The sequence below is a fragment of the Microbacterium sp. 22195 genome (genome assembly GCF_052056515.1).
Classification (GTDB): domain Bacteria; phylum Actinomycetota; class Actinomycetes; order Actinomycetales; family Microbacteriaceae; genus Microbacterium.
This window is the reverse complement of record NZ_JBQEPE010000003.1, coordinates 196,751-215,388: the sequence shown is the minus strand read 5'-3', so window position 1 is coordinate 215,388 and position 18,638 is coordinate 196,751. Positions and strand designations below refer to the sequence as shown.

The following is an 18,638-nucleotide window of genomic DNA, read 5'->3' as shown; positions in this document are numbered from 1 at the left end:
GTCATGACGATCAACCTGGACGAACTCGAAGCGGTCGCACGAGCAGCAACACCGGGGCCGTGGCTTGCGATCCCGTCGCGGCGGGAGCGGGGTGCGTACGAGATCCTCGGGGTGGCCCCAGTCGTTCGCACATCCACGCCGACGATGCTCCACATCGCCGCGTTCGACCCGCCCACCGTGCTCGCCCTCATCGCTGAACTCCGCCGAGCACGCGAGTGCATCGAGAAGGTGCGCGGCTGGTGGATGTCAGACCAAGCGCCAACGGTGTCGTACAAGCAGTACCTCGGCTTGAACGCCATTCTCGCCACCTACGACCAGGAAGGAGCATCATGACGCAGGACATCCCCGCCCTCATCGCGGAGGCGCGCGAAGAAGCACCATTCACGGCGTGGGCGCAGGACGCGGATCTACTGACCCGCCTGGCCGACGCCCTCGAAGCCGAGCATCAGCATCGTCAGGAGTGGGACAAGGCCGACCGTCTGGCCCACGACAACCTGCTAGCTGAGCGCGACCGCTACCGGGATGCGATCGAGGACGCCCTGGGGCACGCACATGAGTGCTACCGGAGCGACCTGACATGCGTGGAAACGCGCATCCTCACCCGCGCCCTGGATGAAGCACCCAACCGCCCGATCCGTCACGAGGAGGAGCTTGGCGGGTTCCAGGGAGAACCGACCGACGCGCAGGCAGACGCAGCACAGAAGGCGTTCCACGAGTTCACATTCGGACCTGATGACGGCTTCCTGACACCTCGGCGGATGGGCGTCACCCGTCAGGCATGGAAGGTCGCTCTGCGTGCCGCGTTCAACGAGACAGGAGAGAGCCGATGACTCGTAAGCGCGCGCTCTCGACCTTGAACCGAGCCGACCTCGGCAAGAGGATCACGTTCGTGAGCACGACCGGCAATCACGTCGAGGGTACGCTGCGGGCGTTCACACACGGTGTCTTCAGCAACACAAGCAAGGGCGAGATCGATATTCCGCTGGTCGGGATCAACCTCTACGCGTACCGCTCGCACGAGCACCACTGGGCAACACCTGAGACCAGGGCTGAACTGACCGAGGAGGAAGACCGTGGCTGACGGCTACAGGCCAACCGAAGCCCGCGTGGTGGAGCGACCGATGTCCCTTCTGCCGTGGACAGTCATCGAGCGCTACCGCGATGGTGGCGTGTTCCATCACCACTTCCGCACCGAGGCTGAGGCCGAGAAAGCGGCGAAGCACGGCCGACAGATGCAGAAGGGGAGGACCTACAAGGTTGTCCCCAGAGAGGGGGCGTGATGACCGACTACACGCCGACGACCGAGGAAGTGCGTGAACAGTACTGGGCGGCATCCGGGGATAGACGGCGTGGCTCGTCAGCATGGGGCGAGTTCGACCGCTGGCTGGCCGCCCACGATGCACAGAAGCGCGCCGAGTGGGAAGCCGAACAGGGAGAACGTCGCCCATGCCGGCTGCCCCACACTGCACCGCCATGCACGACGTGCCGGTGTGGGGCACGCGTGACGTGGGATGCGGCGCGGGAGCGTACTGAACGTCTGGCCGAACAGGCCGAGGTTTGGCTCCCCGTAGACGAGAACGGAGAAAGCAAGTGACCGACTTGCAGGAAGTTGTTGACGAGCTCACGTTGCCGAAACCGGTGAGGGTGGAAACCGACGACGGGCATACGTGGGCGACCGAAGACCCCCTCCTGGTGCAACTTCAGGATGCTGTGTCTTCGTCGATCAGATCCGGGTCAGGTGCCGGTGGTTCACCATGGACCCGGAATGTCCTCGACGGTGACGCGTTGTATCAGGCGGCGGTCATCACATCCACGATTGGTGACTGGTGCAGGATGGCCGGCGCCCCTGTGACTCGTGACCCCGTGGTGGATTTGCGGTCCTGGTATGTGGCACGACCGGCGTCCACGAATCCAGAGACGTTCTACCTGGCGCAGCTGCGATCATGGGCGGGACAGATCCGGATGATGGTGAACCCACCGAAGACGCTCGAGATCACCGCCGCCTGCCCCGTGTGTGGTCAGGGCGAGTTCACGAACGATGCGGGCGACCTGATCCGCAACCCGCTGGTGATGACGTACCGTTCCAACGACGACAGGTTCTGGCGGGGCGCGAAGGTGCTGTGCCGCGCATGCCAGAATGTGTGGTCCGGGGTGGAAGCGATGGAAGAACTCCGCGACGAACTCGACGAGAAGGAGGCATCATGAAAGAAACCACAGAGAGGTTCGGTCTCATTGGTCGTCTTGCCGCCGCTTACAGCAGCGCGATGGCGGCAGCACTTGAGAAGTTCGCCGCCGAGATGTCAGAGGTCGCGAAGAGTCTCCCCGACCGTGAGTACTGGCGAGGCTATGAGGATGGGCGGAAGGACGAGAACGACAAGCGCGAGTATCGAACTACACGAATGTAGTTCGGTGTGCTATCATCGGAACTGCCTCGGACAAGTGCGTCCGAAATCGAAGCCCCAGGCCAAGTAGCCCGGGGTTTTCTTATGCCTCCCGGACATGTCAGGTTGATCATGCGGTCCCTGGAAAACCGGTCGAGGATGCCGCAGTGACGTGCGGCACCTAAGCGCACGACCCCAACGTGCGCAACCCAACAAACACCGGCCCTAGCCACAGGCTTACAGTCGGTCACACGCTCGAGCCGCGTAATGGTGAGGCGAGCAGCCCCGGTTGGCGGAACTGGTAGACGCAGCGGATTCAAAATCCGTGGCCCGAGAGGGCGCCGCACGTTCGAATCGTGCACCGGGGACAATGCGAGGTCTGGCCCGTTCGGGCGGAACAGGTGCACCCCTCGCAGAAGACCAGGCAAGCGCAGAGTAGCAACCCGCCGATAAGGGGCCCGTATGCCCGCCTGGCACCTCTTCCCGACCGCAACCGCCGCAAACACCATAGGGCACACGCGGGACTGCTGACGGTCGGGTACTACTTCCCCCTTCGACCCACGTCTCAGAGCGGAGACCCAGCATGTCGACCGACATCACCGAGCACCCCGACGAAACCCTGCCCTATGTGTGCGACGACTGCGGCACGGCATTCCGGTACGCGATCGCCGCCTCTATGTGCTGCTCGCCGCTCAACGACGAGGACGACTTCAACAACTGATAGACCGCTCACCCTGTCGGGGGTGAGTGCCCACGGCGGTTAGCTCCCGCGCGGTGGGCGTTTTCTATACCCACCGACATGGGAGACCACAACATGGAAGACACAGAAGTATGGAAGCCCATTCGGGGCTATGAAGAGGCCTACGAAGTAAGCACTCATGGCCGAGTTCGATCCATAGACCGACTTGATGGGATCGGACGCCGCCGGCGCGGAGCGATCATGGCCCAACAGCCGCACCCCAAGACCGGGCACATGCAGGTCACGCTCTCGCGCGGAGCGCGTGGCATTCAGGTCACCCACAAGGTGCATCAGCTTGTTCTCGACGCATTCGTCGGACCTCGCGAGCCAGGGCTTATGGGGTGTCACAACGACGGCAATCCCGGTAACAACCATGCGAGCAACCTGAGGTGGGACACGGCCTACGCGAATTCGCAAGACCGGTATAAGCACGGCACGGCATACGCCACGCATTGCCGCAGAGGGCACCCGATGACCAGGGAGAACCTATCAATCTGGGGGAACCAGAGACGGTGCAAGGCGTGTGCACATGCGCAAGCCAAGGCCAAAATGTCCGGTGCCACCGTCACTCAAGATCTGGCTGACGCAGAGTACGCACGGCTGTTCGCGCCAGTAGTAGAGCGCACCCACTGCAAGTGGGGGCACGAACTGACCGAAGAAAACACCTACCGCCGCGGAAACTACTGGCGATGCAAGAAGTGCCAGACCAAACGAGACAGGCTCAGGAGGCGACAATGACCGTCGTCGAAGTCGCCGACGACTGATATTCGCGAACTATCCGGCATGCACCTAATAGTTTGTTCCGTCAAATCTCGAAAGGGGCGGCATCGTGTCGCTTGCAAATCGACTCGCAACACCACCCGCAACGAAGGGCACGCAAAGCGTCCTTGACCTGTGGGTTGAGAAGCTGAGCGATAAGGACCGTAAGGCTGTTGAGGCCGCGATCCTCGACCCACAGTGGCGTCACATCGACCTGCAACGTGTCCTCGAAGCTGAGGGGGCACCGAAGATCGCCGACACCACATTCGGCGCGTGGAGACGCAAGCGAGCCCAGAGATGAGCATCGCAGACCGAATTGGTGCAACCGAAATCGCGAACACCCCGGTGCCGAAACAGTACCGTCAGCGGGCAGAGTTCGACACCGCGACCGGCAAGGGTGAAGGCGCAACCGGACCCGTCCGCACCGTCATCTCCGACGAACGACAGCTGCTTGAGCTCGCCGGGTTCAACCCGGACGTGTTCCGCATCGTCGGACGCATCAGCCAGTGGACGAAAACCCACCACGGCAAGGAAGACACCTACTCGTTCTTCTTCCAGACCGAGCGCATCGGCGAGGACGAAGACGCGATCGACTTGCCAGCTCTGTATGCGGCAGCTCGACGCAAGCCGCGCGCCAAAACCCGCACGACACCCGCACAGCGGGTAACTGTTGTCGCGCTGTCGGATGTGCAGGCCGGGAAGGTTGACCACCGCGGTGGGACACCAGAACTCATCGACCGGCTCGAAGGCATGCGGGAACGACTCGCCAACCACCTGCAGGCGCGCAAACCGCAAGCGACCGTTCTTGCTGAGGTTGGTGACCTGTTCGAAGGGTTCGAATCGGGCGGCAACCCGCTCTTCACAAACGACCTGTCACTTGCACAGCAGATGGATCTCGCCGGCACCGAGCTGTACAGGTTCATTGACGTGCTGCAAGCCCACGGGCGCGTCGATGTTGTCGCGGTCACCTCGAACCACACCGCGTGGCGGAACGGGAAACAGAACCTTGGTCGTCCCGGTGACGACCTGGGACTGTTCATTCACAAACAAGTCGAGAAGCTGGCACGCGCCGCTGGCATCGATGCGCACTGGACGATCCCTGACATGTACAACGAGTCGGTAGTGTTCGATGCTCTCGGCACCGGCTTGGGTGTTGTGCACGGGAATCAGTTCTCTCCCGGTCAGGCGATCGGCTGGTGGCAGAAGCAGCAGCACGGCGGAATGCCAACCGCAACAGCTGACATTCTCCTGTCTGGTCACTATCACCACCTCACCGTCATCCCATCCGGCCGCAACCCGGCCACAGGGAGACAGAAGTGGTGGTTGCAGGCGTGCACAACCGACAACGGGTCGTCATGGTTCCGCAACGTCGGCGGCGGTGACTCAGATGCCGGGCTGCTGGTATTCGACATCACCGAAGACGGGTTCGACCTGCAGTCGCTGACTGTTCTGTGAAAGGAACGGGATCGTGTATGGGGAATCGTTCATAGCCTGCGACCAGTGCACAGCGGCCCGCGCCCTGTGGATCGTCGCACTCCCATCCGGCCGCACCCTCGCAATGTGCGGCCACCACAAGAACACCAACCAGGATGCCCTCACCGCAGCGGGCGCCCTGATCTACGAGGTTGTGTCATGAACCACACGGCACACCTTGAGGGTGACGGCGACTTCCTCCTGCCGTCACCCGACGACTTCCACGTAGGCGAAGACGATGACTAACCCACTCACCGTCACACTCCACGCCCGCGTCGAACCCATCCCCGGAGACTGCCCCATCTGCGGATACACAGCACTCCGATGGACACGCATCTACAGGCTCGACGAACACGGCGTCACCCTCGGACTCGAACGCCTCTTCTGCGGACGATGCAAACTCGAAGGCCACCAATGAGACCCCTCACCAGCCTCGAGAAACCCATCGCCTACCTCGCCCTGTTCTTCACCCTCCTCCTGTTCGAAACCATCACCATCGAGAACATCATCGGCGGGCCACTCACCGACAGGTACTGGCGGCACATGAAGAACCGGAGACGACCCGATGCGTGAAGGCTGCTCCTGCGGTGCATGGGTCCGTGGCAGCACCCGCCAAGTACTTTCATGGCGGCACCAACACCACTGCCCAGACCGCACCGAACCAGAAGGCGACAACCACATCAGCACGGGCGCATACATCGAGAACGCAGCCCGACCCGAATGGGACGGCATGGAAGCCCGCATCGGATTCACCCGAAACAACTAGGGGGAGGCCACGATGACCACGAAGACCGCCACCCAACTCGCCCGCGGCGACATCATCCAATCCGAACAAGGCGCATCCCGCGTCCTCAACACCACCCCCGACGGCAACCAGGTCAACGTCGACCTGGTGACCGTGGATGGTGGCACCGCATGGGGAGACAGCTACCCCAGCGGACACACCTTCACACTCGTCTAGGCGGACACGGAAGGGCGCGATGGTACGCCGCAACACAGCCATGCAAGACCGCATGCGCCGTCACGTCAAGCGCATCGGCGGCAACTGCCACATCTGCGGACAACCCATCGACTACGAACTGCCCTACTTCATCCCCGGAACACGCAAACCAAACCCCGAAGCATACGTAGCCGACCACGACATCCCCCTCGACAAAGGCGGACGGCACGACACCAGCAACGCCAAGCCAGCACACTGGCGCTGCAACTCACAGAAACGGGCACGACTGGTTGCGCCGATCGTCAAACGATCCGGATCAGTGACGTAGCACACTCGAAGATCGCTTCGAACACCAGGGGGGAGTGCCCCTCTGAGCCAACCCCTGCCGGGTCTCCGGGGCTTGCCGTCATCCCTCCCCGCCGTTTTTCCACACCGACCGAGGAGGTGCTCATGGGGAACATTCGAAAGCCCGTTCTTCGGGCAGTGGCTCCTGACGAGGCCCCTGCGCCGAAGAAGCCGATGACGATCCTTGAGGCCGCCGAGGCCGATGATCGCCTTGAGGAGCTTCGATCGTTGCGTCGGCGGATCGCGAGGGCGCTGGATGACCCGAACACGTTGGCGCGTGATCTTGCTTCTCTGTCTCGCCGTCAGATTGAGATCTCTCGGGAGATTGAGGCGTTGCAGCGGCAGGAGTCTGAGGAGGCGTCTGATGCCGCGAACATCGAGGACGAAGAGTTCGACGTCGAAGCCATTTAGGGACACTCGGAAGCTTTCTGAGGTTGCGCGGCATGTGATCGCGCCGTCAGGGATTGTGTCCACGGGGTTCCCGAAGGTGTACGCCCGGATTCGCGAGTTCGGTGACGAGTTCGATGAGTGGCAGGTGGGCGCCGGAAAGCTGGTGCTCGCAAAGCGCGCGAACGGCGACTACGCGGCTACGGTCGGCGGTGTCACCCTGTCGATTCCTCGGCAGGTTGCCAAGACGTATTTCGTGTCGCGGATCATCTTCGCCTTGTGCACCCTTTTCCCGGGACTAACCGTGCTCTGGACTGCGCACCGCACGCGAACATCGTCGAAGACGTTTGCGTCATTGCGTGGGTTTGCTACTCGCAAGACTGTTGCCCCTTACGTGCGGTCGATCCGTGCGACGAACGGTGAGCAGGAGATCCACTTTCATAACGGGTCTGTGATTATGTTCGGCGCCCGTGAGGGTGGCTTTGGCCGAGGCTTCGAGGAAGTCGACATTGAGGTGTTCGATGAGGCGCAGATCCTCACCGAGAAGGCGCTTGAGGACATGGTTGCGGCGACGAACCAGTCGCGGTTCCCGGCTGGTGCGCTGCTGTTCTTCATGGGCACGCCGCCGCGTCCGGTTGATCCCGGAGAAGCGTTCATGCAACGTCGCGCTGAGGCGCTGGCCGGCGAGTCCGAGGATTCGGTGTTCATCGAGTGTTCGGCAGACGACGATGCTGACCCGGACGACCGGGACCAGTGGCGGAAAGCGAATCCGTCGTACCCGCATCGCACTCCGGAGCGCTCGATGCTCCGGCTGCGAAAGAACCTTCCCTCTGAGGAGTCGTGGCTGCGTGAAGCGCTCGGTATCTGGGATGCTGCGGGGACGCCTGAGGTCATTGATTCGGTGTCGTGGGGCAGGGTGTCTGACCCGGCGTCGATGGCTGTGGAGCGGATCACGTTTGCGATTGATGTTGCCCCGGATCGTTCTGTGGCGTCTGTGTCGCTGGCTGGCAAGCGTGCCGATGGTCTGTGGCATGTGGAGCTTGATGAGCAGAAGCGCGGCATCGACTGGGTGGGCCCGTGGGTGAAGTCCCGTGCTGAGCGGAACCGGCTACACGCAGTGGTTGTCGATGAGATGTCTGGTCTGGTGGAGACGAAGAACGGCAAACACTACCTGGCTGGCACTGATCGGAAGGTTCTGGTCACTCTTGCTGCGGCGGAGGGCCGGGATATGGCGATCGCGTGCGGATGGTTTTTCGATGGCGTAATGGAAGCGACGCCGAAGCTTCGGCACACGGATCAGACGCAACTGAACGTGGCGTTGTCGGTGGCGCGTAAGCGGCCCCTGGCGGGCGCGTGGGCGTGGAACCGGAAAGACCCTGAGGCGGATATCACTCCGGTGGTTTCGTCGACGCTTGCCCTGTGGGGGGCGATGAAGGATGACGTGGTGCGACCGTCGCGCCGTGTGGTGGGTGAACGTACCGCTGTGGTGCTGTGAAGGGGGTCGGCATGGCTGATGTGAGTCTCCGCATCCCTGGGCTGGATGATGACGAGCTGGTGACGCTGAACTTCCTGGCGAAGCAGTTGAAGGAAAAGCAGCCGCATAACCGGAAGCGTTCTGACCTGTATGACGGGAAGCAGGCGATCCGTCAGGTCGGCTCTGTGATTCCGCCGCAGTATTACCGTCTGGGGCTTGCTCTGGGGTGGGCCGCGAAGGGCGTCGATGGTCTGGCGCGTCGATGCAATCTTGAGCGGATGGTCTGGGCCGACGGCGACCTGGATGCTCTGGGGATGCGGGAGTTCTCGGATGCGAACTTCCTGCAGTCGGAGCTCGCCCAGGCACGGACGGATTCTCTCATCCATGGTGTGTCGTACCTGATCACGACGAAGGGCGAGGATGACGAGCCCGCGGCCCTGATCCACGCGAAGGACGCGCTGAATGCGACTGGCGAGTGGAACAACCGCAAGCGACGGCTGGACAACCTGCTGTCGGTGACTTCCCGCGAACGGGACAGGATCACCGGGTTCGTGCTGTACCTCGACGGGTTGACGATCAACGCCGACCTCGAGGGCGGCAAGTGGGAGGTCGACCGGCAGGAGCATCCGTGGCATGTGCCGGCTGATCCGCTGGTGTACAAGCCGCGCACGTCGAAGCGGATGGGGCGGTCTCGGATCACGCGTGCGGCAATCTCCCACCAGTTCGCCGCTCTGCGGGAGCTGGTGCGTCTTGAGGGCCACATGGACGTGTACACGCTCCCGCAGCTGATCCTTCTTGGAGCGTCGGACAAGATCTTCAAGAAAGCGGACGGGTCGTATAAGGCGTCTTGGCAGATCGCTCTAGGCCGTGCGCTGGGCATTCCTGACGCGGTGGATGACGAGGGTGCACCGATCGAGGGTGGACGTGCGGATGTGAAGCACATCCCCGCACAGTCCCCGGAGCCGCACCTTGCGGATTTGAACGCGATGGCGAAGCTCACCGCACGTGAGTATGACCTTCCCGATTCGGCGTTCGCGTTGACGGATATGGCGAACCCGACGTCGGCGGACTCGTACAACGCGTCGCGTGAGGATCTGATCGCTGAGGCTGAGGGCGCTACGGATGACTGGTCTGTTCCGATCCGCCGACGTGTGCAGACGGCGTTGGCGATCCAGAACGGCGAGTCGGAGGTCCCGAAGTCGTGGTCGTCGATCACGACTGAGTGGCGTTCCCCGGTGTACCTGTCTCGTGCTGCTCAGGCGGATGCGGGCGCGAAGGAGATCGCGTCTCTGCCGGAGTGGGTGAAGGAGACGACGGTTGCGATGCGCCGGCTGGGTTGGTCTCAGCAGGACATTGATCTGGCGTTGCAGGAGCATCGCCAGAACGTGGGTAGGCAGTCCGCGCAGGCGTTGATCGCGGCGCGACTCGGCGAGGGGGCATCTGATGGTGACCGCGTTGGAGTCGAAACGGCAACTGGCGGTACTCGCTGACGACTCTGAGGACACGGTGCGGTGGATGCTGCGCCGTTCTTCGGGGCGTTGGGAGTCCCGTCGGCTGCAGCTGTTGGACACGGTGCCGGATGTGGTGGCGTTCTACTCGGAGGGGTCGGCTGCGCTGGCGGTCGACCTGTACGACGACATGCGCGTCGGGGCTGAGGGGCGGTTTGCGGCGGGTTCCGTTGTCCTTGACCGGACCGTGAAGATTCGTCGGGGTGTGGCGTGGGCGTCTGAGCCGTTGTCGGTGGATGATGACGAGCTGGCGGCGGCCCGTCTCGCGCAGGTGATGCGTTCTGAGATGGCGCGCCCGTATCGGGACACGATCCTCACGAACCGGAAGCGTGACCCGGCCTGTGTGGGGTGGATGCGGATAACCCGCGGGGCGAAGTCGTGCGGGTTCTGCAGGATGCTCGCCGCCCGTGGGGCGGTGTACCGCGAGGAGACGGCGAGGTTCGCGTCTCATGACGACTGTCTGTGCACGGCGGCTCCCGTGTTCAAGGGTGGCGCCATGGGGCCGGAGGCCGACACAACCCAGTACATGGCCTCGAAGCGTCGTCGCACGCCCAAGGAGCAGGCGTTCTTGCGTGACTACCTCGCAGGGAACTTCCCGGAATGACTTCCCGTTTCGACGGGCTGTACCCGACAGTTTCGGGGTTCTGACGTGCGACGGCACAGAAACGGATGGAACCGATGACCGAAGGAACTCCCAATCCCGCGCCGAACCCCGGCGAGGGTGGCGAGACGAAGCCCGCCGAGGGGAAGACGTTCACGCAGGCCGAACTGGATCAGCTCATTACCGAGCGTCTGGCTCAGCAGGCAAAGAACAAGTTTGGCGACTATGCCGAGCTGAAAGCGAAGGCGGAGGGCGCGAAGACGGTTGAGCAGAAGCTTGCCGATCTCGAGGCCAAGCATGCAGAGGCGGAAGCCCGCACGCTGCGATCCGACATCGCTCTGAAGTACGGGATCTCTGCGGAGGACCGTGACCTGTTCCTGACGGGTTCCGACGCGGCTGCTCTCGAGGCTCAGGCAAAGCGCCTGGCCGAACGGGCTGTCGACCAGAAGAAGAACGGCAACCGGGCCCCCAAAGAGGGCGGCACAACGACTGATGCGGGCACGGATAAGGATCTGCGGGATTTCACCCGCACCCTGTTCGCGTCTGCGCAAACTGACTAGGAGGTAGCAGCATGGCTGCACTTGCAACCGGGGATCTCGAACTCCCCGATCACATCATGACCCCATGGCTCGGGAAGGTTGCGGCGGGTTCAACGCTCGCTGTTCTGTCGCCGTCTGAGCCGCAGAAGTTCGGCACCGGTAAGGCGATGGTGTTCGACTCGGGTGAGGCTGAGCTGGTGTCGGAGGGTGGGCAGAAGTCCTCCAACGACATCACGAAGACCGTCCAGACGGTTGAGCCTCACAAGTTCCAGAAGACCGTTCGCATGACCGAAGAGGTTCTCTGGGCCGATGAGGATCACCAGCTGCAGGCGGTTTCGGAGATCCTGGCGCAGATTCAGCCGGCGCTTTCTCGCGCGCTCGACTATGGCGCCATTCACGGCATCAACCCGAAGACGGGTGCTGTGGCAGCGTCGATCACGCAGAAGCTTGCTTCGGCCACCAACCAGGTGGAGCGCGTGAACACCGACAAGCCGTATGCGAACCTGGATGCGGCAGATGCACTGGTGCTCGCTGACGGTTACGCGCCCGGTTCTATCGCTATCGACCCGGCTTTCGCCGCGAAGTTCTCGGCCCTGCGCGGCACGAACTCGGAGCAGAAGCTCTACCCGAACTTCAAGCTTTCGCTCGAGGCTTCGGAGCTTGACGGCCACCGTGCCTCCGTTTCCCGCACGGTCAGCGGAACTGGTGTCGTCGCCACGCCGTCAGGCATTCTCGGCATCGTAGGCGACTTCGGCGCCTTCCGTTGGGGTGTCCAGCGCGCGATCGGCCTTGAGCTGATCAAGTATGGCGACCCGGACGGGCAGGGTGACCTGAAGCGCAACAACCAGGTCGCGTTCCGCGCAGAGGTTGTCTACGGCTGGGGCATCGCTGACCTCGACGCGTTCGCGCTGATCGTGGACAAGGTCGCGGGCTGATGCGTTTGCGGAACGTGAACACGAAGGTGGTCGTTGTCGTGCGCGGTGGCCACCCGTTCACGACCGACAGCGACTGGGAGGCCGTGGAGGCCCCGAAGTCACGCACGAAGAAGACCGGCAGCGCGTCGGACTGACAGGAAGGGGGCGGTCATGGCTGTGACTCCCGCGAAGATCGCTACTGCACTTGGTGTGGCCGCCCCCGAACCTGGATCGATTCAGGAGCAGCAGTGGAAGCTCTGGATCGATGACGCCACGATGCTGATTGAGATCCGGGCCGAGAAGCTGGACATCGACCCGGCGACGATCGGTGAGGCGAAGCTTGACTACGTGATCCGCGAAGCGGTAGTCGCGCAGATCAAGAAGCCCGACGACGCCACGCAGGTGACTATCAGCGTCGATGATGCTTCTTCCTCCCGGACCTACCAATCAGGTAAGGGTCGAGTGACGATCCTTGACGAGTGGTGGGCGCTTCTTGGGCTTGTTGAGGCTGACGATGGCGCGTTTGCGATCGACATGGTGCCATCGATCGGCGCTGCGCATGTTCCGTGGTGCTCGTTGAACTTCGGTGCTACGTACTGCTCGTGCGGTGTGGACATCGCTGGTGTCCCGATCTACGAGACGGGTGGGACGCCGTGAGTCTCGGGTGGGATGTCGCCGCTGCTCTTCCGGGGTTGCGTGCTGAGGCTGAGTCCCGGATGACAGAAGCCGTCACGGTGGGCTTGTTTCGGGATGAGACGGATGATTCTGGCGCCCCGGTTCGTGTCCTGGTGGAGGAGCGGTACACGGGTGTGGGGCGTGTCCGGTGGGCGTCGCGTGAGGTGTCGAATGTGACGGGTCCGGGTGGTCCGGTGACTGTGCAGGAGCCGTATTTGTCGATCCCGTTTGGTTCGCCGCGTCTGTCTGATCGGGATGAGGTTCTTGTGGCGGGGTCGTCCGCTGATCCTGTTCTGGTTGGGCGTCGGTTCAACATCCAGGGTGATGCGCAGGCGGGACAGACGACCGCACACAGGTACCCGCTGACGGAGGTGTGATGACTGACTTCTCGGATGTGCGGAAGTTGTCAGCAGAGCTCGCGTCCGTTCCTGAGGAGACGAAGAGTTTTGCGCGCAAGGCGCTGCAGGTCACGGCGCATCACATCCGTGACGATTGGCGTGCGGCGGCGAACAGGACCGGCCTTGCAGGGTACGCGCGTGATGTCACTTATGACACTCAGGAGCTTGCCCACAGCGTCAAGGCAGAGATCGGTCCGACCCCTGGCGATGCCGGTTCGTTTGGTCTCGTTGAGGACGGCGGCGGTGGCGTCAGATCGAAGCCTCAGCATGCGGGGCGGGACGCCTTGGAGAAGGCGGAACCCGATTTCGTGCGGGGGATGGAAGCCGCCATTGCTGACGGTGTTGCTGCAGCGTTGAGGGGGTCGTGATGCGCGCGCATTACAACGCGTTCAAGGCGCTTCTGTTTGCGGTGACGATCCTTGCCAACAGGGTGTATTCGAATGTGCGGATCGCGGGCGGGTCTCCGGTGCGCGACAACTACGTGGTTCTGTACCCGGATGGCCCGAACGAGCTGGACGACAACCGGTATACGGCACCTCAGGATGTTGAGTCTCGGTCGCGTTGGCGGTATGACGTGCGTGTTGTTTCTGTCGACGCGGATGGCCTGATGAAGTTCGCGGATGCCGTCATGAGCGTGATCGGGAAGGTTCCCGTGGTTGCTGGCCGCAAATGCGAACGGGTCAAGTTGGTTCCCGGTGTTGAAGAAGGCAAGGGGCGCTATGACCAGACGACTGACCTTCATTATCTCGACCTGTCGTTCGAGTTCTGGTCTAGGAGGGCTTGATGTTCATCCGTGTACGTAGTGCGCGTCCTGGTGCCGCACAGCATGAGTTTGATGTCCCTGCCGTGGAGGTAGAGCGACATCCTGACCGTTACGAGGTCATCAACAAGAAGCCGGTTGCGAAACAGCGACCGGCTTCTCACATTCCTGGCGCTGTGGTTGATCCCGCGCCGACTGCGCGCAGTTCCAAGCGCGCCAAGCCGTCGAGTACGGCATCCAAGACCGGTGAGGAACCTATCGCCCCCTCCGCGGGGCTCACCCCTGAGGAGGAGAAGTAATGGCTAAGGAGACAGTTTCGGAGGGTTTCGGCTACGAGGGAATGGGCACTGTGCTCTGGGTTCCCACGATTGCCAATCCGAGCGCACCGACCGTGGCGGAGCTCGCGGCCGGAACACCGATCACTTATGACCTTTTCGGCCCGACTGGTTACAGCCTGACGCCGACCGAGACCCGGCGCACGATCTCGCGGTACACGCTCGATCAGGAGCTGGACGCTGAAGGCACCACGAAGTATGCGCTGGTGCTGCTGTACGTGTTCAACCGAGAGACGCCGACCGATGCGGAGACGACGATCGGTGTTCGCGGCACGTCCGGGTACATCGTTCACTTCCTCGGTTACGAGAACGGATGGACGATCGCTGCGGGCGACAAGATCACCGACCTGGTTCCCGTGCGCACGGGTAAGTCGTTCGTGGTTCCCGCGACGGCGAACACGGAGGCGCACAAGACGACCACGCCGTCTATCACTGGCGAGGTTCTGCACGAGGTTGCGGTAGTCGCAGCCTGACATGCCCCGGGGGTGGGGTTCCTCACCACCCTGCCCCCGGTTCTCTTCTTCTGGTGAGGGATGGTGAGGAGTTTGTCGTGGTTGATGTGAAGGCGCTGATCGCAAAGCAGCGCGAAGAGCTGGCTGTCAAGAAGACGTGGACCGTGGATGTTGTGTGTGGTGGGGAGAAGGTCACGGTTGGTATTGACCGTGTGCTCCCCGATGTGTGGGATGACCTGGTGGCAAGCAACCCGCCCCGACCCGGTGTTGAGGGCGACGCCATGATCGGCTACAACATCAACGCTGTATCCGCCGCATACCCGGACGTGACTCTTGATGGTCAGGTGCAGGATGCGGCGGATTGGGCGGAGTTTTTCTCCGTCCTCGATTCTCCGTACCGCAACAACATCGGCACGGTGATTTGGGGCCTGAACGTGAATGAAGCCCTGCAGGCGCTTCGAGCACTGGGAAAATCCCGAGCGGGCGAGAAGTAGCACTCGCCCGCGAAGCCGGCATCTCGGTGCGTCGGCTCCTTGGTTGGGAGCCCGCCGAGGTCACCTCTTTCGAGTACGACGATGACGGACGTGTGGTCAAGGCTGTGACCGTACGGGAGTCGGAGTACTCCGACTTGGACCGCGGATGGTTGCTTCATTCGTGGGAGCAGGATCATGCTCCGCGTGGTGAGCACGGAATCCTCATGTCTGAGGCCACCGACCGGGCGAACATGGGCAAGTTCGAGATGTCGGAGCCTGTGACGGATTACGCGATGAAGACGTATATCGACGGTCGGGAACTGCTGAAGAAGAAGTACGGCGAGGACATGCTCGAGTACCTCACGTTCCACGTGCGAAAGAAGGCTCCTAAGCCGGAGCGTTGAGCTGCTTCCACACCGAACGGGTCACTAGCCCGCACACAACCGCGCCTACGAGTGCTGCCATGCCCGGTCCGATCTGACTCATCACGAACATCGCGATGGCGGTGAACGTCAGCGCGATTGTCGCGATGGACACGAGCACGAAGACGACGGGCAACAGGATTCGCATGCCGCCGAGTGTACCGGCCGTGCCGACTTACCAGGGGGTGGTCGCGTGACGGATCGGATCACGCGTGTTGTTCTCGAAGCGGAGATCGCGAACTTCGAAGAGAACATGCGGCGGGCGTCGAATGCGACGAAGAAGGCCGCTGATGAAGGTGACCGCCTGGCGCAGACCCATCAGGCGATGTCTGAGGTTGGTCGCGCATCGCTTGTCATGGGCGCTGCTGTGGCGGCTGGCGTTGGTGTTGCGGTGGCGAAGTTCGCGGATTTCGACCAGGCAATGTCGAATGTCGCCGCTACAGGTCAGGATGCGCGCGACAACATCTCGGAACTTCGGGATGCGGCGATCGACGCGGGCGCAAAGACTGTGTTCAGCGCCCAAGAGTCGGCCAATGCGATCGAAGAGATGGCTAAGGCCGGCGTTGATGCGAAAGACATCCTCGGTGGGGGTCTTTCCGGAGCTCTGGATCTTGCGGCGGCTGGTGGTCTTGGGGTCGCTGATGCGGCAGGTATCGCGGCGACAGCGCTGAAGACGTTCAAGCTCGAGGGCTCGGACATGTCCCATGTCGCAGACCTGCTTGCGGCTGGTGCAGGCAAGGCGATGGGCGACGTGTCGGACCTGTCGATGGCGCTGAAGCAGGGCGGACAGGCCGCAGCACTGACAGGCTTGTCGATCGAGGAGACCACGGCATCGCTGTCGGCGTTCGCTGCACAAGGTCTGCTGGGATCGGATGCGGGAACGTCTCTGAAGACGATGCTGCTTTCCCTGAATCCGACGACGGAGCAGGCGGCGACTCTGATGGATGAGCTGAACCTGCGGGCGTTCGACCAGCAGGGGAAGTTCATCGGTGTTGCCGAGTACGCAGGAAAGCTGAAGAACGCTCTGGGCGACATGTCTGCGGAGCAGCAGTCTGCGACCCTGAAAACGATCTTTGGCACGGACGCTTACCGTGCCGCCGCGGTGATGCTCGATGAGGGCGAAAAGGGGATGCGGAAGTGGATCTCCGCTGTTGACGATTCGGGGTACGCGTCTGAAACTGCGGCGACCCGTCTCGACAACCTCAAGGGTGATATTGAGCAGTTCGGTGGCGCCCTGGACTCTGCTTTCATCTCGATGGGTGAGGGCGTCAACGGGCCCCTGCGCGACCTGTTCCAGGGTTTGACGAGCCTTGTCGACGGCTTCAACGCCCTCCCGGAGCCGATGAAGCAGGGTGTTCTGTGGGTCGGTCTGGTCACGGCTGGTGTTGCTCTTCTTGGCGGGGCCGCGCTGGTCGCAATCCCCAAGATCGCTTCCTTCAAGGTCGCTCTGCAGACGTTGAACATCACGGCGTCTACCGCGCGTGCGGGGCTTAGCCGATTCGCGTCGTTCCTAGGCGGTCCTTGGGCTATTGCCACGGTTGCTGCTACGACTGCCGTGACGCTGCTTAAGGCCGGTCTCGACAATGCGCAGGCGTCTGCTGGTGAAATGACGAACTCCCTTGTTACGGCGAAGGATGCTGCTGACATCTGGAAGACCGCGATGAAGGGCGAGGAGCTGAAGAACTTCAACTCGCTGCGTCGTGATCTTGGTGACCTGGATGAGATTCTGCGCACGGCGGCGCGTCAGGCGACGAACTGGTGGGAGCGTATCGGCAACTCCTCGAACTTCGCTGCTGAGGACGCGCTGCGGAAGATCGGTGATCAGCTTGGTGAACTCGCCGGCTCCGACCTTCCGGCTGCGCAGCGGGCGTTCAACTTGCTTGCCGCTGAGACGGATGGCACTGAAGAGCAACTGTGGAACCTGGTGCAGTTCATGCCGGGGTATCGCGATGCTCTGATCGAGCAGGCGAACAGCCTCAAGATCACGGCTGACAAGTCGAACCTGCTCAAGCTTGCTTCGGGTGAGCTTGGAGGCAAGACCGAGGAAAGCGCTGAGGTCGCGAAGACCGCTGGTGATGCGTACCTCGAGGAAGCCGATTCTGCGAAGCGTCTGACCGACCAGATCTCGAAGCTGATTGAGCAGATCAATGAGGCGAATGGGATTGGGCAGGATGCGATCACCGCAAATGCCCGGTATCAGGAGGCTCTTGCGGGGCTGAAGGATCAGGTGGAGCAGACGGGGACGTCGCTGGATCAGTCGACGCAGAAGGGTGCCGCGAACGCTGCTGGACTCGCTGATCTTGCTGCTGCTGCTCAGGATGCGGCGAAGGCTCAGTACGAGCAGGATCAGACCACGATGTCGGCGGATGAGTCCACACAGAAGTACATCGAAACTCTCACCGCTCAGCGTCAGGCCTTCATCGACTCTGCGGTCAAGGCGGGCTACAACCGTGAGGCCGTGGAGCGTCTGGCAGATCAGGTGTTCAAGCTGCCGTCGAAGAAGGAGATCGACATTCTCGCGAAGACGGCGGAGGCGCAGAACAAGCTCGACTACTGGATCAAGTCGAACAACGGACGCGAGATTCACGTGAAGGTGAAGGCTGACGGTAGCGGGTTTAGCTATGGGGGCCGTCAGGTGACTCCCGGCCTTGCGAATGGTGGCATCTTCCACAACAAGGAGAAGGCGTTCGCAGACTCCGGTTTTGAGCCGGGGATCTACAAATACACCCCCGGGGGCATTCACAAGTTTGCTGAGGAGTACGACGAGGCATACATCTCTGGTGATCCTCGGCGTAGGGCGCGATCTGAGCAGGTGTGGTTGCGTGCTGGCCGTGAGTTCGGGTTCCAGCAGCCGCAGGTGAACGTTGCCGCTCCGTCGCTGGATGGGATGCGGATTTCGGGGACGCTTGATCTCGGGAACGGGCTGACGGGCATGATCCGCGGTGTTGTTTCTGAGGCGTTCCCGTCTGCGGAGTCGGTGCGTTCTGATTTGCCGTTCGGCTGAGGTTGACATCTGAAAGGGCGGGGTCTTCGGACTCCGCCCTTTCTCGTACCCGGAGGGGG

The 18,638-nt window shown here is 62.3% G+C and carries 30 protein-coding genes and 1 tRNA gene; 30 read left to right on the top strand and 1 reads right to left on the bottom strand.

Features of this window, described 5'->3' with window-relative positions; all coding sequences use genetic code 11:
- The first annotated feature begins 3 nt into the window (after window positions 1-3).
- The 29 genes from ACTJJ4_RS11695 to ACTJJ4_RS11555 all read left to right on the top strand — a co-directional run bounded on the left by ACTJJ4_RS11695 (window position 4) and on the right by ACTJJ4_RS11555 (window position 15,557).
- Window positions 4-333 (top strand): hypothetical protein, encoded by a 330-nt coding sequence (locus tag ACTJJ4_RS11695; RefSeq protein WP_440943471.1) that lies wholly within the window; start codon window positions 4-6, stop codon window positions 331-333.
- Window positions 330-830, top strand: a complete 501-nt coding sequence (locus ACTJJ4_RS11690) for a hypothetical protein (RefSeq protein WP_440943470.1) — start codon at window positions 330-332, stop codon at window positions 828-830. Before ACTJJ4_RS11695 ends, ACTJJ4_RS11690 begins: the two co-directional genes overlap by 4 nt.
- On the top strand, window positions 827-1,081 hold the full coding sequence (locus ACTJJ4_RS11685; RefSeq protein WP_440943469.1) for a hypothetical protein: 255 nt from the start codon (window positions 827-829) through the stop codon (window positions 1,079-1,081). Before ACTJJ4_RS11690 ends, ACTJJ4_RS11685 begins: the two co-directional genes overlap by 4 nt.
- Window positions 1,074-1,280, top strand: a complete 207-nt coding sequence (locus ACTJJ4_RS11680) for a hypothetical protein (protein ID WP_440943468.1) — start codon at window positions 1,074-1,076, stop codon at window positions 1,278-1,280. The genes ACTJJ4_RS11685 and ACTJJ4_RS11680 overlap by 8 nt, the downstream gene beginning before the upstream one ends.
- Entirely contained in the window at window positions 1,280-1,594 is a 315-nt protein-coding gene (locus ACTJJ4_RS11675; protein ID WP_440943467.1) for a hypothetical protein, read from the top strand. The genes ACTJJ4_RS11680 and ACTJJ4_RS11675 overlap by 1 nt, the downstream gene beginning before the upstream one ends.
- On the top strand, window positions 1,591-2,205 hold the full coding sequence (locus ACTJJ4_RS11670) for a DUF7341 domain-containing protein (protein ID WP_440943466.1): 615 nt from the start codon (window positions 1,591-1,593) through the stop codon (window positions 2,203-2,205). The genes ACTJJ4_RS11675 and ACTJJ4_RS11670 overlap by 4 nt, the downstream gene beginning before the upstream one ends.
- Complete coding sequence (locus ACTJJ4_RS11665; protein ID WP_440943465.1) at window positions 2,202-2,405, top strand: hypothetical protein; 204 nt, start codon at window positions 2,202-2,204, stop codon at window positions 2,403-2,405. The genes ACTJJ4_RS11670 and ACTJJ4_RS11665 overlap by 4 nt, the downstream gene beginning before the upstream one ends.
- A 259-nt stretch (window positions 2,406-2,664) precedes the next feature.
- Window positions 2,665-2,749: transfer RNA gene (locus ACTJJ4_RS11660), tRNA-Leu, on the top strand.
- A 215-nt stretch (window positions 2,750-2,964) separates the two neighbouring features.
- Complete coding sequence (locus ACTJJ4_RS11655; protein ID WP_440943464.1) at window positions 2,965-3,102, top strand: hypothetical protein; 138 nt, start codon at window positions 2,965-2,967, stop codon at window positions 3,100-3,102.
- Between the two features lie 78 nt (window positions 3,103-3,180).
- Entirely contained in the window at window positions 3,181-3,858 is a 678-nt protein-coding gene (locus ACTJJ4_RS11650) for an NUMOD4 domain-containing protein (protein WP_440943463.1), read from the top strand.
- Window positions 3,859-4,176: 318 nt separating this feature from the next.
- Complete coding sequence (locus ACTJJ4_RS11645; protein ID WP_440943462.1) at window positions 4,177-5,334, top strand: hypothetical protein; 1,158 nt, start codon at window positions 4,177-4,179, stop codon at window positions 5,332-5,334.
- 13 nt (window positions 5,335-5,347) lie between these two features.
- Window positions 5,348-5,515, top strand: a complete 168-nt coding sequence (locus ACTJJ4_RS11640) for a DUF7455 domain-containing protein (RefSeq protein ID WP_440943461.1) — start codon at window positions 5,348-5,350, stop codon at window positions 5,513-5,515.
- Between the two features lie 251 nt (window positions 5,516-5,766).
- Complete coding sequence (locus ACTJJ4_RS11635; protein WP_440943460.1) at window positions 5,767-5,925, top strand: hypothetical protein; 159 nt, start codon at window positions 5,767-5,769, stop codon at window positions 5,923-5,925.
- Window positions 5,926-6,130: 205 nt separating this feature from the next.
- Complete coding sequence (locus ACTJJ4_RS11630) at window positions 6,131-6,313, top strand: hypothetical protein (RefSeq protein ID WP_440943459.1); 183 nt, start codon at window positions 6,131-6,133, stop codon at window positions 6,311-6,313.
- Between the two features lie 19 nt (window positions 6,314-6,332).
- On the top strand, window positions 6,333-6,620 hold the full coding sequence (locus tag ACTJJ4_RS11625; protein WP_440943458.1) for an HNH endonuclease: 288 nt from the start codon (window positions 6,333-6,335) through the stop codon (window positions 6,618-6,620).
- 122 nt (window positions 6,621-6,742) lie between these two features.
- Complete coding sequence (locus ACTJJ4_RS11620; RefSeq protein ID WP_440943457.1) at window positions 6,743-7,048, top strand: hypothetical protein; 306 nt, start codon at window positions 6,743-6,745, stop codon at window positions 7,046-7,048.
- A 34-nt stretch (window positions 7,049-7,082) separates the two neighbouring features.
- The gene (locus ACTJJ4_RS11615) at window positions 7,083-8,519 is read left to right on the top strand and encodes a hypothetical protein (RefSeq protein WP_440943456.1); all 1,437 of its coding nucleotides are present in this window, start codon (window positions 7,083-7,085) and stop codon (window positions 8,517-8,519) included.
- 11 nt (window positions 8,520-8,530) lie between these two features.
- Window positions 8,531-9,988: a phage portal protein gene (locus ACTJJ4_RS11610; protein WP_440943455.1), complete on the top strand. Its 1,458-nt coding sequence runs from the start codon at window positions 8,531-8,533 to the stop codon at window positions 9,986-9,988.
- Window positions 9,942-10,610: a VG15 protein gene (locus tag ACTJJ4_RS11605; protein WP_440943454.1), complete on the top strand. Its 669-nt coding sequence runs from the start codon at window positions 9,942-9,944 to the stop codon at window positions 10,608-10,610. The genes ACTJJ4_RS11610 and ACTJJ4_RS11605 overlap by 47 nt, the downstream gene beginning before the upstream one ends.
- Before the next feature lie 74 nt (window positions 10,611-10,684).
- On the top strand, window positions 10,685-11,167 hold the full coding sequence (locus ACTJJ4_RS11600) for a hypothetical protein (protein ID WP_440943453.1): 483 nt from the start codon (window positions 10,685-10,687) through the stop codon (window positions 11,165-11,167).
- Between the two features lie 11 nt (window positions 11,168-11,178).
- A complete protein-coding gene (locus ACTJJ4_RS11595; RefSeq protein WP_440943452.1) occupies window positions 11,179-12,081 on the top strand; it encodes a phage major capsid family protein in 903 nt (300 codons plus the stop codon).
- Complete coding sequence (locus ACTJJ4_RS11590; RefSeq protein WP_440943451.1) at window positions 12,081-12,215, top strand: hypothetical protein; 135 nt, start codon at window positions 12,081-12,083, stop codon at window positions 12,213-12,215. Before ACTJJ4_RS11595 ends, ACTJJ4_RS11590 begins: the two co-directional genes overlap by 1 nt.
- 16 nt (window positions 12,216-12,231) lie before the next feature.
- Window positions 12,232-12,717 (top strand): hypothetical protein, encoded by a 486-nt coding sequence (locus tag ACTJJ4_RS11585; protein WP_440943658.1) that lies wholly within the window; start codon window positions 12,232-12,234, stop codon window positions 12,715-12,717.
- Complete coding sequence (locus ACTJJ4_RS11580) at window positions 12,627-13,112, top strand: DUF6093 family protein (protein WP_440943450.1); 486 nt, start codon at window positions 12,627-12,629, stop codon at window positions 13,110-13,112. Before ACTJJ4_RS11585 ends, ACTJJ4_RS11580 begins: the two co-directional genes overlap by 91 nt.
- Window positions 13,112-13,501, top strand: coding sequence for a hypothetical protein (locus tag ACTJJ4_RS11575; protein WP_440943449.1), 390 nt, complete (start codon window positions 13,112-13,114; stop codon window positions 13,499-13,501). The genes ACTJJ4_RS11580 and ACTJJ4_RS11575 overlap by 1 nt, the downstream gene beginning before the upstream one ends.
- Entirely contained in the window at window positions 13,501-13,917 is a 417-nt protein-coding gene (locus ACTJJ4_RS11570) for a hypothetical protein (RefSeq protein WP_440943448.1), read from the top strand. Before ACTJJ4_RS11575 ends, ACTJJ4_RS11570 begins: the two co-directional genes overlap by 1 nt.
- A gap of 274 nt (window positions 13,918-14,191) precedes the next feature.
- Window positions 14,192-14,701 (top strand): hypothetical protein, encoded by a 510-nt coding sequence (locus ACTJJ4_RS11565; protein WP_440943447.1) that lies wholly within the window; start codon window positions 14,192-14,194, stop codon window positions 14,699-14,701.
- Between the two features lie 77 nt (window positions 14,702-14,778).
- Window positions 14,779-15,174: a hypothetical protein gene (locus tag ACTJJ4_RS11560; RefSeq protein ID WP_440943446.1), complete on the top strand. Its 396-nt coding sequence runs from the start codon at window positions 14,779-14,781 to the stop codon at window positions 15,172-15,174.
- Between the two features lie 203 nt (window positions 15,175-15,377).
- Entirely contained in the window at window positions 15,378-15,557 is a 180-nt protein-coding gene (locus tag ACTJJ4_RS11555; RefSeq protein ID WP_440943445.1) for a hypothetical protein, read from the top strand.
- On the opposite strand, the gene ACTJJ4_RS11550 is transcribed toward ACTJJ4_RS11555, so the two are convergent.
- Entirely contained in the window at window positions 15,541-15,723 is a 183-nt protein-coding gene (locus tag ACTJJ4_RS11550; RefSeq protein ID WP_440943444.1) for a hypothetical protein, read from the bottom strand. The genes ACTJJ4_RS11555 and ACTJJ4_RS11550 overlap by 17 nt on opposite strands.
- Window positions 15,724-15,768: 45 nt before the next feature.
- On the opposite strand from ACTJJ4_RS11550, the gene ACTJJ4_RS11545 reads away from it, so the two are divergent.
- Window positions 15,769-18,579, top strand: coding sequence for a phage tail tape measure protein (locus ACTJJ4_RS11545; RefSeq protein ID WP_440943443.1), 2,811 nt, complete (start codon window positions 15,769-15,771; stop codon window positions 18,577-18,579).
- Window positions 18,580-18,638: the final 59 nt, after the last annotated feature.